Here is a 16,980-nt window from a genome sequence, read left to right on the forward strand (position 1 = left end):
GTTTCCCTGCGCGCTCTGGGCGCGCGCGGTGGCGCTCAATTGGGCGAGTAGGTCAGGCGGACATAGATCGGCGCAAACGGCTCGGCCTGGGTGATCTCCAGCAACGACTCGCGCGAGAGTTCGAGCATGGCGATGAAGTTGACCACGACGACCGGCACGCCGCGCGTGACGTCGAACAGTTCGGTGAACTCCATGAAGCGTGCGCCTTGCAAGCGTCGCAGAATCTGGCTCATGTGCTCGCGCACGGACAACTCTTCGCGCGAGATCTTGTGATGCTGCACGAGCTTGGCCCGGCGCAACACTTCGGCCCACGCGGCGCGCAGGTCCTCGGCATCGACTTCGGGAAAGCGCGGCTGCAGGCTTTGTTCGATATACACCTGCGAGCGCAGGAAATCGCGGCCGAGCACTGGGAGCGTATCGAGCTTCTGCGCGGCGAGCTTCATCTGCTCGTACTCGAGCAGGCGGCGCACGAGTTCCGCGCGCGGGTCCTCGGCGTCCTCGCCGGTGTCGGCTTTCTTCACCGGCAGCAGCATGCGCGACTTGATCTCGATGAGCATCGCGGCCATGAGCAGGTACTCGGACGCGAGTTCGAGGTTGGTCCTGCGGATCTGGTCGACATAGAGCAGGTACTGCTTCGTGACCTGCGCCATCGGAATGTCGAGCACGTTGAAGTTCTGCTTGCGGATCAGATACAGCAACAAGTCGAGCGGGCCTTCGAAGGCTTCGAGAAAGATCTCGAGCGCGTCCGGCGGAATGTACAGGTCGTTCGGCAGCGCGAAGAGCGGCTCGCCGTACAGGCGCGCACGCGCCACGCCATCGACCGTGTCGGGCGTGGAGTCCTGCCCGTTCTGCGGCGCGGGCAGCTCCGTTGTCGAGGGGCTGGCCGCGCGCGGCTGGGGCGCCGGTGCCTCAGTGAGTCCCGGGGCACCCGATCCCGCCGATGTCGCTGAGGCGTCCGATGCCGCTAACGGCGTCGCATCGACGTGCGCCGTCACCGGCGCGACGTCGGTGATCGGCTCGGACGTGTGCGACGGATCGTCGGGCGAACTCGGATTCAAGACGGAACTCGGCCGGGCGGCGACGACTTACTCGCCTTGATAAACGTACGGCTGTTGGGCCACGCGCGACTGCTGAGCCTGACGGCGCTCGTCCATATCGATGGGCTGCTTGTCCCACAGCAGGGCACGGCCCTGGCGTTGCTCCGCTTCCAGCGTCGGCTTCTCGGCCTTCAGTTGCTTGATGAATTGGGTGATGTCGGACTCGTACATGGTCGATTGCTCAAAAAATAGGCGGCAGCGGCGCCATTGAGGTGGCGCCAATCGACGCAGATTCTACCGCAAACCCGTCTCGATCCACCGTTTTGGCTGTTTTGGGTCAAGCCGGTGAACGGCGGGGAGGGATATGGTCAAATACGCCTCATCGATGCCGCATATGCGCCATACCTACGCATCGCACGCGCAAATGCTGTGCCATGCTTGCACACAAGGTGCGATTGGGCGCCATTGACCGCATGCCGGACGACCGGCGGCCACATAGAAGACTTTAAGGAAGGTTTTGACCGTCTCGCAGATTTCACCCGGTTCCGACGTTTGCCGTCGCCTCGGCGTGCCCGCTTGGCGCACGCTGCCGGCCGTGCTGACCACGCTGGCCGCCTTGACCGGTGGCGCCGGACTGCCAGGCATGGCGCAAGCGGACTATCGTGTGCGTGTCGACGCGCCCAACGGTCTGGCCAAGCTGCTCAACGACAATCTGGATCTCGTGCGCTACGCCGCACGCGACGACATCGGCGACGCTCAGTTCGAGCACCTGATAGCGACGGTGGGCGAGCAGGTGCAGGAACTCACGTCGACGCAGGGCTATTTCTCGCCCGTCACGCATGTGGATGTCGCCACCATCAACGGCAAGCGCGACGTTCGCGTCGCGGTGGCGTCCGGCCCGCGCACGTATATCAAGACCGTCGATCTCACGTTCACCGGCCCGGTGCTCGCGCAGGACCCGCAGCGTGTCGAGCAGTTGCGCAATGCCTGGGAACTGCCGGTGGATGCGCCGTTCCGGCAGGCCGACTGGGACAAGGCGAAGGACGACACGCTGTTTCAACTGGGACAGCGGCGCTACCACGCGGCGAAGATGACCTTCGCGCGGGCGGTGGTCGACGCCGACCACGACACGGCCGCGCTCACCGCGACGTACGAGAGCGGGCCGCCGTTCACCCTCGGTCCGCTCATCATCTCGGGCACGCGCCGCTATCCGGCGCAGATCATCCGCAACGTCAATCCGCTGTCCGTGGGCGAGCCGTTCGACGCCGAGCGCCTGCGAGAGTTGCAGCGCCAGATTCAGGCCACGCCGTATTTCTCGAACGTCATCATCTCGGTAACAGAAGACCCGGCGCGCGCCGAGAACGCACCGGTCGAAGTCAAGGTGCGCGAGTTCCCCACGCAGCGCGTGCGCAGCGGCGTCGGCTATACGACGGATACCGGGGCGAGCGTCAACGGACGTTATTCGTACTACAACCTGTTTGGCCGGGCGTGGACGTTCGACACGCAGGCACGTCTGGAGCAGTACCGGCAGGGCGGTTATGCCGAGATCGCCATGCCGCCCGACACCAGCGCCTACACCAACAGCCTGCGCGGCTCGTTCGAGCGCACCTATCTGAACGGCCTCGATCAGCGCTCGACCCAGATCGGCATCAAGCGCGCCCGCTCGCGCGATCGCTACGACTGGGCCTATACCCTTGACTTGTACCGTGTCGACGAGCGTCCCGACGGCGGCCAGCCCTTCCTGAACAAGGCGCTCGTGCCGGCGCTGTCGTGGAACCGTCGTGACGTCGACGACCTGATCTTTCCGCGCAAGGGCAACATCGTCAACACGCAGATTGGCTTCGCGGCAAAGCCGGTGCTCACCGATCAGAGTTTCGCGCGTCTCTATGGTCGTATCCGTCAGTACTTTCCCGTCGGACAGCGCGACATCGTGATCGCGCGCCTGGAGCTTGGCGCGGTGCTCACGAACGGCAACAGCGATCGCATTCCATCGTCGTTGCTGTTCTTCGCGGGCGGCACGTCGTCGATTCGCGGATACACCTATCAGAGCATTGGCCGTCAGCAGAATGGCACCACGTTCCCGACGAAGTACCTCGGCACGGCAAGCCTCGAATACCAGCGCTGGGTCACGCGCGACTGGGGCGGGGCGGTGTTCTGGGACGTCGGCACGGCCACCGACGACTATCGCCATCCCACGCCCCTGTATCACGGCGTGGGCGTCGGTGTGCGCTGGCGCAGCCCGGTCGGACCGGTGAACCTCGACCTGGGCTACGGCGTGCGCGGCAGGCAATTCCGTCCGGCCATCTCGCTGGGGGTGGCGTTCTGATGACGATGCCGCTCGATACCTCGCCCTCGCCACCGTCGCCCCCCGAGGCGGCACCGCCTTCCCCCCCGCCGCCGCGTCGCCGGCGCTGGGGGCGTCCGCTGGCGAGCGTCGTGCTCGCCGTTCTGCTCATCGCCGTGTTGGCGATCGGGGCGCTCCTCTGGGCGATGTCGAGCGAGCGCGGCAGCCGCTGGCTGTGGCAGACGGCCGTGTCGACGTTCGGTGGCAAGCTCTCGGGGGACTGGCGCGGCGGCAGCTTCGCGCACGGCTTCACCGTGAACGACGTGCGCTATCTCGACGGCGCGACGCGCATCACCGTGAGCCGATTCGAAAGCCGTTGGGACTTGCGCTGGCGCCCGCTGCATTTCACCGTCGACAAGCTGCACGCGGGGGAGGTGGAGATGGCGTTTGCGCCGTCGCCACCGTCGACCACGCCCACGACGATGCCGTCGAGCCTGCGCCTGCCGCTCGGTCTCACGCTGAACGATGTGCGCGTGGCAAAGCTCACGCTGCATTCGCCTTCGCTGGTGCTGGAGGACGTTCGCGTCGCCGCACGCAGCGACGGCACGCAGCACACGATTCAGGTCGAGCATCTCGGTACGCCCTACGGCGAGGTGCAAGCGAATGTGCAGTTGAACGGCCGGCGGCCATTCGCGCTGGGGGGCAATGTCGGCTTGCAGGCGAAGGCCGGCGAGATTCCGGTGACCCTGCAGGCCAAGTTGTCCGGCTCGCTCGATTCGCTTGTCGTCGATTTGACCGCGAGCGGCAAGACGCTGAACGGTACGGCGCACATCGCGGCGTCGCCGTTCAGTGTGGTGCCGCTCTCGCGTGCGCAGGTGGCGATCGATCACCTCAACCCGCGCGATTTCGATCCCACGGCACCGCAGGCGGATCTTTCGGTGCAGGCCGATTTGCGACCGTCGCCGGGGGCCAAGGCATTCAGCGTGCTGGGGCCGGTCGCCGTGACGAATGCCCGGCCGGACACCATCGATGCCGGGGGGCTGCCCATCGAAAGTCTGCAGACGCAGGTGCTGCTGGATGCGACGCATCAGGCGCTGACCGGTATCGAGCTGAAGCTCGCGGGCGGCGCCCGGCTCACCGGCAGCGGCGAGTTGCGTCGGGCGAAGGTTGTCGCATCGTTGTCGTCGTCGGCGGTAGCAGCAGCGACGGTGCCTGTCGCGTCGGCCGCGAGCGGTGCAATGGCGGCGAATGTAGCTAGTTCAGCAAGTTCAGCAAGTGCGCCGCCGCCTGCGACGGCAGATGGCGAGGTGAGCGTCGGCGGCTTCGCCCTGACGATGCGAGATCTTGATCTGCGAGCGTTGTACGGCAAGTTGCCGGCAACGAAGCTCGGCGGGCCGCTTGACGTCAAACTCGATGCCACCGGGCAGCGCATCACGCTCGATTGGCGCGACGCCGCCCGGCGGGTGCTGGCCGATGTCGGTCTTGACGCCAGGGGCACCACGGTGCACGCGCTCTCGCTGGAGGCTGGCAACAGCAAGGTCGCGGCCACCGGTGTTCTCGACAACGGCGATACGGGCGCTTATCGGGCGCAGGTCAGGCTCACGCGCTTCGATCCCGCCGCCTGGTACGACCTTTACGGCACGCAAAGACGCGGTACCAAGTCACCTGCGGCGAGCGTCACCGGGCAGTTCGACGCGCAGGGGGCGTTGCGGCCGGCGTTCGGCCTCGCGCTCAAATTCGCCTTGCAAGACAGCGTCTACGCCGACTTGCCGATGAGCGGATCAGGCAACGTGAGGCTGGCGGGCACGCGTCTGCTGCCCAGCGACGCCAACCTGCTCGTGGCGGGCAACCAGGTGCAACTGCGCGGCAGCTTCGGCACCCCGGGCGACAAGATGGCGGTGAAGGTCGATGCGCCGTCGCTCGACAAGCTCGGGTTCGGCCTTGCCGGCCGGCTGCAACTCGACGGGCAGGTGTCGGGCACGATCGAGCGTCCGGTCGTGGTCGCGACGCTCGCGGCCGAGAAGCTCGTCTTCGGCGCGCAAAAGCTCCAGCATCTGCGCGGCAAGGTGGATGTCAGCGGCGGCTTGCCGGGCGCGGCGAGCGACCGGCTGAACGTGACGCTCGACGGCGAAGGCTTGACCAGCGCCATCGTGCGGCTCGACCGGCTCTCGCTCGCCCTGGCGGGCACACGCGGCGCGCATACCTTGCATCTGAAGGCGGCGGGGAAGCTGCGCGAAGCGCCGCTCGACATGAATCTCGATGCCGCTGGCGCCGTGACCGACACACGCGGCAAGCCAGGCTGGCGCGGCACGATCCAGACGCTCGAGAACCGGGGCGTGCCGAAGCTCACCCTCGCGGCCCCGTGGCAGGTCCAGGTGAGTGCGGGTCGCGTGCATCTTGGCGCGGCAAAACTCGTGACGGGGGCGGGGGCCGTATCGCTGGCGAACCTCGACTACGGCGACGGGCAACTGAAGACCGCCGGCACCATCGATACGCTCGACGTTGCGCAGGTGCTGCGTGTGATGCACTCGTTCACGGGCGAGTCGCCACCGGTTGCAAGCGACCTCGTGCTCGACGGCAAATGGGATGTGCGCAGCGGCCAGCGCGCCGACGGCTTCGTCGAAGTCGTGCGCCGCAGTGGTGATGTCACGCTGCGTCGCGGCGGGGTGAACGAGAGTGTGAACGTCACGGTGACGGGCGTTCCTGGCCTGACGGCGGAGAAGGGCGGCGTGGGCGCACGCGTGCCGCTTGGGATCTCGGCGCTGCGTACGCGCATCGACCTGGCGGGACAGACGGCGCACGTCACGCTCAAGGCCGTGTCGTCGCTGGTCGGCACGCTCGATGCCGACGTCCAGGCGGGCCTGCGCGTGCAGGGGGGCATTCCCGAGCTGCCGGACAATGCGCCGCTCACCGGACGCGTGGCCATTGCCATTCCCGATCTCTCGAAGTTCGAGCGTCTGGCTGGGGCGCAATTTGCCTTCAAGGGCCGTGCAAATCTGCAGGTGACGCTGGCGGGCACGGTGGGCAAGCCGCGCCCCACGGGCGAGCTGACGGCCGACGATCTGTCGGCGCAGATGTTCGACACGGGCGTGAGTGTCAAGAACGGGCGGGTGCGCATTGCGCTTACGCCGACCGAGATTGTGCTGCGCGACGTGGTCGTGACAGGCGGTGGCGGTGGCACGGCGCGGGCGACGGGCAACATCCGGCTCGACACGCCCGAGCCCACGCTCGGCATGACGCTCGTGGCCGACAAACTGCAATTGTTCGCCGCGCCTGACCGGCAGCTCGCGCTCAGCGGCGAAGCGAAGGCGACGGGCAGCGGCGAGGCCATGGCCTTAACCGGCAAGTTCACCGTCGACCGTGCGCGTTTTGCGCTGCCGCCGACCAGTGCGCCGAAACTCGGCGACGATGTCGTGGTGGTGCGCGGTGGCGCGCAGACTCGCACCCGGCCGCCCGACGCGAAGGAGGAGGCCGCCCGCCTCAGCGCGAAGCCGACCAGCCGCTTCTCGCCGCACATCAACGTGGAAGTGGATCTGGGACGAGACTTCCGTTTCGTTGGTGCCGGGGCCGACCTGCTGTTGCGCGGCAGTGTGCGCCTGCAGAGCGATCCGCTCACGACGATGCGTGCGACCGGCACGATCACGGTGGCAGAGGGCACCTATGAAGCATTCGACCGGAAGCTCGCGATCGAGCGCGGCCAGATCAACTTCGTCGGTCCGCTGGACAATCCCGACATCTACATCCAGGCGATGCGCCGCAATCAGGAAGTCGCCGCGGGAGTGCTGGTCACGGGCACGGTGCGTCAGCCGCGCGTGTCGCTCGTCTCCGAGCCGAACGTGTCGGACGAGGAGAAACTCTCGTGGCTGATGTTCGGCCACGGTCCGGATGGCGCCGGGCTCGGCCAGCGTCAGGCGATGGCGGGGGCGGCCACGGCGCTGCTCGGGGCCACCGGCGGCCGACGCATCATCAAGGATCTGGGGATCGACGAGTTCAGCATCGGCACCAGCGATTCGGGGCTCTCGGACGACGAGCAGGTGGTGAAAGTGGGCAAGGCGATCTCGGACAACTTCGCGTTGGGATACGAGCAGAGTCTCACCAGCGCGGCGAGTATCGTGAAGGTTACCTGGCAGGTGTCGCGTCGCTGGCAACTGGTGCTGCGCACGGGATCGTTGTCCGGCTTCGACGTGCTGTTCAATCGTCGCTTCGATTGACGCACGCGTGGCGCAGCGGATGGGGGGTCAGGCAACTGTAAAGAGGAGGTGTTACCGATGCTAACGTCGCGTCGTTCCGTTTATCCGGCGCAGGGATTGCGCCGAGGTCTTCGTTGGGGAGTGGCCATGGGATTGTTCGCGAGTCTGTTGGGGCTGTTCGGCTGCGATCAGCAGCAGATCGACAAGGTGCGCGAGAAGGCGCGCGACACGTTCAACGCCATCAAGCCGGACGACGCGTTGCTGCGCAACCTTACACCCGGTGTGACGACCGAGGCGCAAGTGCGCGAGCAGATGGGCAAGCCGGAAATCGTCTGGGAGAACGACGACGGTTCGCGGCGGCTGGAGTATCCGCGTGCGCCGGGCGGCCTGCGGACCTACATGGTCGATATCGCGCCGGATGGGAAGCTGCGCGGCGTCATCCAGGCGCTCTCGGCGGAGAATTTCGCGCAGGTGCGCCCGGGCATGTCGCAGGACGACGTGCGGCGTCTGCTCGGCAAGCCGACGAGTGTGGCGGAGTACCGGCTGAAGAAGGAAACAGTGTGGAGCTGGCGCTGGCTGGAGGACGGCGTCAACACGCCGGGCATGTTCAACGCCCACTTCGGTCCCGACGGCCGGGTAACGGTCACCTCGCGCTCGCCGGATCCGGCGTCGGAGCGTCCCTGACCCGGCGTGTGGCGAGGGCCGATGCCGTGGCCTTGCCGCCTTGCGCTTACGGCGTCGCCCGCGAGGGACGGCCCTCCGCGGTCGCGGACTGAACGTCCGACTTGGCGCGGCGATCGCGGTGCGTCACCATGCGCTCGTGCAGGCGAACGATGATCCGGCTGCCCGTCTTCTCGAACAGGAACGGCAGGAAGGCGTGCGCGAGACACGCCAGACAGGCGCCCAGCAGCGGCAGCGCGAAGGACAGCGCCGACCCCATGTGCTGGAGGTAGTTTTCACCGACAGAGGCCGGATGCTGAGTGAAGATTTTCATGATGCCTCCTTTTTTCGGAATGTTTCTGAAGTTTACTTGCCGATGAAAGGTAAAGGCTTTCAAACTTCCTGTCGAATCGGGTAGGATTTGGAAAAATTTTCCTCCCAGGTGGCTGTCGTGGACAAAACCGATCTCGCAATTCTCGAAAATCTGCAAGCCGATGCCTCGCGCTCGTTGGGAGAATTGGCCGAGGCTGTGCATCTGTCCCCGACGCCGTGCTGGCGGCGCGTCCAGCGTCTGCGCGAAAGCGGCGTCATCACGGGGCAGGTGACGCTGTGCGATCCCCAGCAGCTCGATCTGCGCGTCACGGCCTTCGTGTTCATCAAGGCGGCAACCCACAGCGAGGACTGGATGGTCCGCTTCGTGGCGGGTGCACGGGAATTGCCTGAAATTGTGGAGATCCATCGCATGGCGGGCGACATCGACTATCTGCTCAAGGTGTACCTGCCCGACATCGCTGCCTACGACCGTTTCTACAAAAAGCTCATTCGCGTGGCCGATCTGCAGGACATCAGCGCGAGCTTTTCGATGGAAACGGTGAAATTCACCACCGCGTTGCCGGTGGATCATTTGCGATAACGCACCGGTGTCTGGTCGCTACCCTCGACCGCCGACTTGCGGGGTGCCTGAAATAAAAAACACCCCGGCGCCGGACGGGGCGTCCGGCATTCGGGGTGTTTTCCGTAGGAAGCGCAGGCGTTGTCGTCAGACGCTGCCGGTGTTCCCGAGGAGGGCGTCAGGGGCTTACTTGACGCGCATGCCCGGTTTCGCGCCATCGTGCGGCTCGAGGATGTAGATGCCCGGTTCGGCCTTCTCGTCGGCGGCGGAGGCGGCGAGCACCATGCCTTCGGACAGCCCGAACTTCATCTTGCGCGGCGCCAGGTTGGCAACCATCACCGTGAGCTTGCCCACCAGCGCTTCGGGTTGCGGATAGGCGGACTTGATCCCCGAGAAGACGTTGCGCGTTTGCGCTTCGCCCACGTCGAGCGTGAGCTGCAGCAGCTTGTCCGATCCGTCGACCGCCTTGCAATCGACGATGCGCGCGATGCGCAGATCGATCTTCGCGAAGTCGTCGATGTTGATGAGACCGTCGTCCGCGCTTTTCCCGGACGGTTCAGCCGTCTCCGACGTCTTGCCGGCTTTTGTCTTGCCCTTCGCCGCGGTTGCCTCGGCCACTGGTGCGCTCGCTTGCAGCGAGTCGCGATTGGCGGCGAGCAAGGCTTCGACCTGCTTGCCTTCGACGCGCGTCATCAAATGCTTGTACGCCGCGATGGCGGTGTCGGCGGTGAGCGGGCGGCTCACATCCTGCCACGCTTGCGGCGCAATGTTCAGGAAGCGCTCCACGGCCTCGGCCGTCACGGGCAGCACCGGCTTGAGGTACAGCGTGAGCAGGCGGAACGCCTCCAGGCACACCGAGCAGGCCTCGTGCAGTGCCGGGGTCTGCGCCGGATCCTTCGCCAGATCCCACGGCTTGACCATGTCGACGTAACCGTTCACGGCGTCGGCCTGTTCCATCACCAGACGCAGAGCCTTGCCGAACTCGCGTGCTTCGTAGTGCGCGGCGATCTGCGGGGCGGCGGCGCGCAACTGCGCCAGCAGCGGCGCCTGCATGGCGTCCGGCGACACGCGGCCGTCAAAGCGCTTGATGAGGAAGCCCGCGGCGCGGCTGGCGATGTTCACGTACTTGCCCACCAGATCGCTGTTCACGCGTGCGATGAAGTCGTCGAGGTTCAGGTCGAGGTCTTCCATCGTATTGCCCAGCTTGGCGCCGATGTAGTAACGCAGCCATTCCGGATTGAGTCCGGTGTCAATGAAGCTCTGGGCGGTGATGAACGTGCCGCGCGACTTCGACATCTTCTGGCCGTCCACGGTCAGGAAGCCGTGGGCGAACACATTGGTCGGCGTGCGATGGCCCGAGAACTCGAGCATCGCGGGCCAGAACAGCGTGTGGAAGTACAGGATGTCCTTGCCGATGAAGTGGTACTGCTCGGTCGTCGAACCCGGCTTGACCCATTCGTCGAAATTCAGCCCGCGCTGCGCGCACAGGTTCTTGAAACTCGCGTAGTAGCCGACCGGCGCGTCGAGCCACACATAGAAATACTTGCCCGGAGCACCCGGAATCTCGAAGCCGAAGTAAGGGGCGTCGCGCGAGATATCCCAGTCGGCCAGCGTGGACTCGCCGTCTTCGCCGAGCCATTCCTTCATCTTGTTGGCGGCTTCGGGTTGCGCGAGGCCGGCCACCCACTGGCGCAGGAACTGCTCGCAGCGCTTGTCCGAGAGCTTGAAGAAGTAATGCGTGGACGTCTTGCGCACCGGCGTCGCGCCCGAGACCACCGAGTACGGGTTGAGCAGGTCGGTCGGCGCATAGGTCGAGCCGCAGACCTCGCACGAATCGCCGTACTGGTCCTTGGCGCCGCACTTCGGGCACTCGCCCTTGATGAAGCGATCCGGCAGGAACATTTCCTTGACCGGGTCATACGCCTGTTCGATATCGCGGGCTTCGATCAGGCCCTGCGCCTTGAGGGCGAGATAGACCCCCTCGGACAGTTCGCGGTTCTCCTCGGAATCCGTCGAGTAGTAGTTATCGAACGAAATGCCGAAGCTGTCGAAGTCGCGCTTGTGTTCCTTCCAGACGCGCTCGATCAATTGTTTGGGGGTCAGGCCTTCCTTCTCGGCGCGCAGCATGACGGGCGTGCCGTGCGTGTCGTCCGCGCCGACGTAGTAGACCTCATGGCCCTGCATCCGCATGAACCGCACCCAGATGTCGGTCTGGATGTATTCGACCAGGTGGCCGATGTGAATCTGGCCATTGGCGTACGGCAGGGCGGAGGTGACAAGAATGCGGCGGGACATGAGGATCGACTGTGCGTTGAGGGAACCGGGAAAGGTCGATTCTAGCAGGCGGGGCGCCTTGACGCCCAACCGCCCGACTCGGCCGACAAATCCGACAGGGCGGCGGAGGAGCGCGATAGGGGCAATGGCGGGCCGCTGCCGATGGCGCCGGTGACGTCTGTGGCGCGGCCATCCACGATGAACGAAAAAAAAGCCGGAACCAGGTTCCGGCTTAACTAGGCACACGTAACGTCAATAACAAAGAGGAGATGGAAGCGCCCACACGGTAGGCACTTCCGAAGGGTCTGAGCGATGCGATGTGGGTTTAGTTCAACCGACGGGGCGACTTTCGATGTTGCGTCGCAGCATGCTGCGCATGGGCTTCGGTCAAACGCATGGCCGGCGGGCCGGGCATGCGTTCTGGTGGTCAAATCCCAAAGCGCGGAACGGGCAAGACAGCCCGTCGAGGGACGATCAGCCGCGCGGTGCGTGCAACAGGATTTCGACGCGACGGTTCTGGGCGCGACCGGCGGCGGTGGCGTCCGAGGCGACCGGCTGGCTCGAGCCGACGCCCGTGCCGCTCATGCGGTTCATCGCGACACCGCGGCTGTTCAGATACTGGATGACGTTGGACGCGCGGTTCTGCGAGAGGGGGATGTTGATGCGGTCGCCGCCCGTGCTGTCGGTATGGCCCACGATGTTGGCCGTAATTCCCGGATTCTGGTTGAGCGACGCGGCCACGTCGTCGAGCACGGCGCGGAAGTTCGGCTTGATGTCGGCGCGGCCGGTGTCGAACGTCACGTCGCTCGGCACGGCGACCTTGAGCGAGCCGTCCGGCTGCTCGGAGATCGTGGTGCCCGTGCCGGCCGTATGGCCGCCCAGGGTGTTCTTGATGGCGCTCCAGTTATATCCCGTCGCGCCGCCAGCGGCTGCACCGACGGCAGCACCGATCAGCGTGCCCGTCGTGTTGCCTCCGATGAGGTTGCCCAGTCCTGCCCCGACGGCCGCACCGACGCCGGTGCCGACCGCCGTGTTGGTGCCCTGCTGCGTCTGGCATCCGGCCAGCATGGCAGCCGCGGTCAGGACGAGCGCGCAAGCGCGCAGAGAGTTCTTATTCATGTGAGGCTCCTTATCGATTAGCTAGCAGTCGTGAAACAACGCGTGAGCACTTCGCCGAAGCACGCGCGCGTCGCAGGGGTTTTGAACCTGCCGGCGCGCGGTCTTTTACAATAGCGCTGAGTGTCAACCGCAGGCAAGGACAGATTGCCGTGCCGGCGGGTTCCCCATAACACGCGCGCCTCGCATGCTAATCGAGAGCGTGCGCCACGAATGTTACAAGTTGTTAGCGTTTGCCGGGGGCTTTCCCGGCGCGCCTCGACAGAGCGAGAGACCCACATGGAAGTCGCCCAAATCAATGAAGTGCTGCGTGGCATTGTCGATCCCGACACGGGGCTCGACCTGATCACCGGAAAGTATGTGAAGCAGGTCGTGGCCGAGCACGGTCATGTCGGCATCCAGATCGAGTTCGGCTATCCGGCGAAGAGCCAGTTCGAGGCGATGCGCACGCGCATCACCGACGCCGTCGGCAAGCTGCCCGGCGTCGAGCGCGTGGCCGTCGACATCAGCCAGAAAATCGTGGCGCATGCGGTGCAGCGCGGGGTCAAGCTCCTGCCGAGCGTGAAGAACATCGTGGCGGTGGCCTCGGGCAAGGGCGGCGTGGGCAAGAGCACTACGGCCGTGAATCTGGCACTGGCGCTGGTGGCCGAGGGGGCCACCGTCGGCATTCTCGACGCCGACATCTACGGCCCGTCGCTGCCCACGCTGCTGGGTATTCACGGCAAGCCCGAGTCGAAAGACGGCAAGACGCTCGAGCCGATGACGGCACACGGCCTGCAAGCCAGCTCGATCGGCTTCCTGATTGAGCCGGACAATCCGATGGTGTGGCGCGGCCCGATGGTCACGCAGGCGCTCGAACAACTGCTCAACCAGACGAATTGGCACGACCTCGATTACCTGATCGTCGACATGCCGCCGGGCACGGGCGACATCCAGCTCACGCTCGCGCAGAAGGTGCCGGTCACGGGCGCGGTCATCGTCACCACGCCGCAGGACCTGGCGTTGCTTGACGCCCGCAAGGGCCTCAAGATGTTCGAGAAGGTCGGCGTGCCGATCCTCGGCCTGATCGAGAACATGAGTCTGCATATCTGCTCGAAGTGCGGCCATGAAGAGCCGATCTTTGGCGTGGGCGGCGGCGAGCGCATGAGCCACGATTTCGACGTCGAACTGCTGGGCAAGCTGCCGCTGGAGATGAGCATCCGCGTGCACGCCGATGCCGGCATGCCGAGCGTGGTGGGCGACCCGGATGGCCGGGTGGCGGCGCTCTACAAGGCCATTGCCCGCAAGATGGCGGTGAAGATCGCGGCGCGTCAGAAGGACATGACGAGCAAGTTCCCGTCGATCGTCGTTCAGAACACGTAAGGACGGTGCGCAAGGGGCGGGGAGCCCCGCGCGGCGCGGTGCGCGTGAAAACCTCACCGCACCGCAACAATCGCGTAAAATACGCCCAATTTTTCACGTACCACGCCCTTTCAGGCCCACACATGAGTATCAAGTCCGACAAATGGATCCGGCGCATGGCCGAGGCGCACGGCATGATCGAGCCCTTCGAGCCGTCGCAGGTCCGGCAATCCCAGGACGGGCAGAAGATCGTCAGCTATGGCACGTCGAGTTACGGCTACGATATTCGCTGTGCGGCTGAATTCAAGATCTTCACGAACATCAACTCGACGATCGTCGACCCGAAGAACTTCGACGAAAAGTCGTTCGTCGACTTCTCCGGCGATGTCTGCATCATTCCGCCGAATTCGTTCGCGCTCGCGCGCACCGTCGAGTACTTCCGCATTCCGCGCAACGTGCTAACCGTGTGCCTGGGCAAATCGACGTATGCGCGCTGCGGCATCATCGTGAACGTGACACCGTTCGAACCCGAATGGGAGGGCTACGTGACACTGGAATTCTCGAACACCACGCCGCTGCCGGCCAAGATCTACGCCAACGAGGGCGTGGCTCAGGTGCTGTTCTTCGAATCCGACGAAGTCTGCGAGACCTCGTACAAGGATCGCGGCGGGAAGTACCAGGGACAGCGTGGCGTCACGCTGCCGAAAACCTAGCCTGCGCAGGCTCGACTCGCCACCGGTGAGCCCCCGCAAGATTGCACTGCCCAAGAGCCACGGCCATGTCGGACCGTGGCTCGTTCTTTTGTCGAAGGAACGCCAATGAAATTCCGTTTTCCGATCGTCATCATCGACGAGGACTTCCGCTCCGAAAACATCTCCGGATCCGGGATTCGCTCCTTGGCGGAGGCCATTGAAGCCGAGGGCATGGAAGTCAACGGTCTCACGAGCTATGGTGACCTGACCTCGTTCGCGCAACAGGCAAGCCGCGCCTCGAGTTTCATCCTGTCCATCGACGACGACGAGTTCGGCACGTTCTCGAGCGAAGCGGGCGGCGAAGGCGAGGGCGAACTGGCGCTGGCCATCATCAACCTGCGCGCGTTCGTGCAGGAAGTGCGCCGTCGCAACCCGGATATTCCCATCTTCCTGTACGGTGAGACGCGCACATCGCGTCACATCCCGAACGACATCCTGCGCGAGCTGCACGGCTTCATTCACATGTTTGAAGACACGCCGGAGTTCGTGGCGCGTCACATCATTCGTGAAGCCAAGTCGTACCTCGACTCGCTGCCGCCGCCGTTCTTCCGCTCGCTCACGCACTACGCCGCCGACGGTTCGTACTCGTGGCATTGCCCTGGGCACTCGGGCGGTGTGGCGTTCCTCAAGAGCCCGGTGGGCCAGATGTTCCACCAGTTCTTCGGTGAGAACATGCTGCGCGCGGACGTATGCAATGCTGTGGAAGAACTGGGGCAACTGCTCGATCACAACGGCCCGGTGGGCGCGTCGGAGCGCAATGCCGCACGCATCTTCAATGCCGATCACCTGTTCTTCGTGACGAACGGCACGTCGACCTCGAACAAGATCGTGTGGCATGCCACCGTGGCGCCGGGCGACATCGTCGTGGTCGACCGCAACTGCCACAAGTCGATCCTGCACGCGATCACGATGACGGGCGCCGTGCCGGTGTTTCTTACGCCGACGCGCAACCACCTCGGCATCATCGGCCCGATTCCGAAGTCGGAATTCGAGCCGGAAGTCATTCGTGCCAAGATCGAGGCGAACCCATTCGCGCGCGAAGTGCTCGAACGCGATCCGAACGCCAAGCCGCGCATTCTGACGATCACGCAGAGCACCTACGACGGCGTGATCTACAACGTCGAGATGATCAAGGCACTGTTGGGCAACAACATCGACACGCTGCACTTCGATGAAGCCTGGCTGCCGCACGCGGCATTCCACGACTTCTACCGCGACATGCATGCCATCGGCGAAGGGCGTCCGCGCTCGTCGGAGGCGACGGTCTACGCCACGCACTCCACGCACAAGCTGCTCGCCGGCATTTCGCAGGCCTCGCAGATCGTGGTGCAGGATTCGGACGCGCGCACGTTCGATACCTATCGCTTCAACGAAGCGTACCTCATGCACACGTCGACCTCGCCGCAGTACGCGATCATCGCCTCGTGCGACGTGGCGGCCGCGATGATGGAGCCGCCGGGCGGCACGGCGTTGGTGGAGGAGTCGATCGTCGAGGCGCTCGACTTCCGCCGCGCCATGCGCAAGGTGGCCGGCGAGTATGGCGATTCGTGGTGGTTCTCGGTCTGGGGGCCGGAGCATCTGGGCGACGAGGGCACGATTCAGCGCGAGGACTGGGTGCTGCGTGCGAACGAGCGCTGGCACGGCTTCGGCGATCTGGCCGACGGCTTCAACATGCTCGATCCGATCAAGGCGACCATCATCACGCCGGGGCTCGACGTGGACGGCGAGTTTGGCGAGAGCGGCATTCCCGCGGCCATCGTCACCAAGTACCTCGCCGAGCACGGCATCATCGTCGAGAAGACGGGACTGTATTCGTTCTTCATCATGTTTACCATCGGCATCACCAAGGGCCGCTGGAACTCGATGGTGACCGAGTTGCAGCAGTTCAAGGACGATTACGATCACAACCGCCCGCTGTGGCGTGTGCTGCCCGAGTTCGTGGCGCAGTTCCCGCGCTACGAGCGCATCGGCCTGCGCGATCTGTGCGATCAGATCCACAGCGTGTACAAGGCGAACGACGTGGCGCGCGTGACGACAGAGATGTACCTCTCGGACATGCAGCCCGCCATGAAGCCGACCGACGCGTTCTCGAAACTGGCGCACCGCCAGATCGACCGGGTGCCGATCGACGAACTCGAAGGCCGCGTGACGAGCGTGTTGCTCACGCCGTACCCGCCGGGCATCCCGCTGCTGATTCCTGGTGAGCGCTTTAACGCCGCGATCATCGAATATCTGCGATTCGCGCGCGACTTCAACGAGCGCTTCCCGGGCTTTCACACGGATATTCACGGCCTGGTGGTCGAGGAAGTGGATGGACGTCCCGAGTACTTCGTGGATTGCGTGCGCCAATAAGCGATCGCGCCTGACGCGACATCCGGCCCCGTGTGAAAGCACGGGGCCGGTTTTTTTTGCCTCGGCGTACTCGGCACATTTG

12 protein-coding genes are annotated in these 16,980 nt (G+C 64.9%); 7 read left to right on the forward strand and 5 right to left on the reverse strand.

What is annotated here, in order from left to right; genetic code table 11:
* Positions 1–35 precede the first annotated feature (35 nt).
* Both PEP31012_RS13935 and PEP31012_RS13940 read right to left on the reverse strand, forming a co-directional pair.
* The gene (locus tag PEP31012_RS13935; RefSeq protein WP_246171305.1) at positions 36–863 is read right to left on the reverse strand and encodes a segregation and condensation protein A; all 828 of its coding nucleotides are present in this window, start codon (positions 861–863) and stop codon (positions 36–38) included.
* Between the two features lie 222 nt (positions 864–1,085).
* The gene (locus PEP31012_RS13940) at positions 1,086–1,268 is read right to left on the reverse strand and encodes a DUF3460 family protein (protein WP_150589941.1); all 183 of its coding nucleotides are present in this window, start codon (positions 1,266–1,268) and stop codon (positions 1,086–1,088) included.
* A 412-nt stretch (positions 1,269–1,680) separates the two neighbouring features.
* Between PEP31012_RS13940 and PEP31012_RS13945 the strand changes: the two genes are divergently transcribed.
* The 3 genes from PEP31012_RS13945 (at position 1,681) to bamE (ending at position 8,195) form a co-directional block, all read left to right on the forward strand.
* Positions 1,681–3,363 carry an autotransporter assembly complex protein TamA gene (locus PEP31012_RS13945; RefSeq protein ID WP_150590078.1) on the forward strand — a complete coding sequence of 561 codons (1,683 nt, stop codon included), beginning with the start codon at positions 1,681–1,683 and terminating at the stop codon, positions 3,361–3,363.
* Positions 3,363–7,532 carry a translocation/assembly module TamB domain-containing protein gene (locus PEP31012_RS13950; RefSeq protein ID WP_150589942.1) on the forward strand — a complete coding sequence of 1,390 codons (4,170 nt, stop codon included), beginning with the start codon at positions 3,363–3,365 and terminating at the stop codon, positions 7,530–7,532. Before PEP31012_RS13945 ends, PEP31012_RS13950 begins: the two co-directional genes overlap by 1 nt.
* Before the next feature lie 126 nt (positions 7,533–7,658).
* Positions 7,659–8,195, forward strand: a complete 537-nt coding sequence (gene bamE / locus PEP31012_RS13955) for an outer membrane protein assembly factor BamE domain-containing protein (RefSeq protein WP_150589943.1) — start codon at positions 7,659–7,661, stop codon at positions 8,193–8,195.
* Between the two features lie 46 nt (positions 8,196–8,241).
* Here bamE and PEP31012_RS13960 read toward each other — a convergent pair whose 3' ends face one another.
* A complete protein-coding gene (locus PEP31012_RS13960; protein WP_150589944.1) occupies positions 8,242–8,505 on the reverse strand; it encodes a DUF6356 family protein in 264 nt (87 codons plus the stop codon).
* Positions 8,506–8,622: 117 nt separating this feature from the next.
* Between PEP31012_RS13960 and PEP31012_RS13965 the strand changes: the two genes are divergently transcribed.
* Positions 8,623–9,084 (forward strand): Lrp/AsnC family transcriptional regulator, encoded by a 462-nt coding sequence (locus tag PEP31012_RS13965; RefSeq protein ID WP_174978242.1) that lies wholly within the window; start codon positions 8,623–8,625, stop codon positions 9,082–9,084.
* 165 nt (positions 9,085–9,249) lie between these two features.
* On the opposite strand, the gene metG is transcribed toward PEP31012_RS13965, so the two are convergent.
* Both metG and PEP31012_RS13975 read right to left on the reverse strand, forming a co-directional pair.
* Complete coding sequence (metG, locus tag PEP31012_RS13970; protein WP_150589946.1) at positions 9,250–11,358, reverse strand: methionine--tRNA ligase; 2,109 nt, start codon at positions 11,356–11,358, stop codon at positions 9,250–9,252.
* A gap of 453 nt (positions 11,359–11,811) precedes the next feature.
* Positions 11,812–12,456 (reverse strand): YiaD family glycine zipper/OmpA-like lipoprotein, encoded by a 645-nt coding sequence (locus PEP31012_RS13975; RefSeq protein ID WP_150589947.1) that lies wholly within the window; start codon positions 12,454–12,456, stop codon positions 11,812–11,814.
* Between the two features lie 210 nt (positions 12,457–12,666).
* Here PEP31012_RS13975 and apbC point away from each other — a divergent pair, with 210 nt between their 5' ends.
* The 3 genes from apbC to PEP31012_RS13990 all read left to right on the forward strand — a co-directional run bounded on the left by apbC (position 12,667) and on the right by PEP31012_RS13990 (position 16,898).
* Entirely contained in the window at positions 12,667–13,815 is a 1,149-nt protein-coding gene (gene apbC / locus PEP31012_RS13980) for an iron-sulfur cluster carrier protein ApbC (RefSeq protein WP_281355476.1), read from the forward strand.
* A 122-nt stretch (positions 13,816–13,937) separates the two neighbouring features.
* Positions 13,938–14,507, forward strand: coding sequence for a dCTP deaminase (gene dcd, locus PEP31012_RS13985; RefSeq protein WP_026132167.1), 570 nt, complete (start codon positions 13,938–13,940; stop codon positions 14,505–14,507).
* Positions 14,508–14,612: 105 nt separating this feature from the next.
* Positions 14,613–16,898: an arginine/lysine/ornithine decarboxylase gene (locus PEP31012_RS13990; protein ID WP_150589949.1), complete on the forward strand. Its 2,286-nt coding sequence runs from the start codon at positions 14,613–14,615 to the stop codon at positions 16,896–16,898.
* The last annotated feature ends 82 nt before the right edge of the window (positions 16,899–16,980 follow it).

Source organism: Pandoraea eparura, from assembly GCF_902459725.1.
Lineage (GTDB): Bacteria > Pseudomonadota > Gammaproteobacteria > Burkholderiales > Burkholderiaceae > Pandoraea > Pandoraea eparura.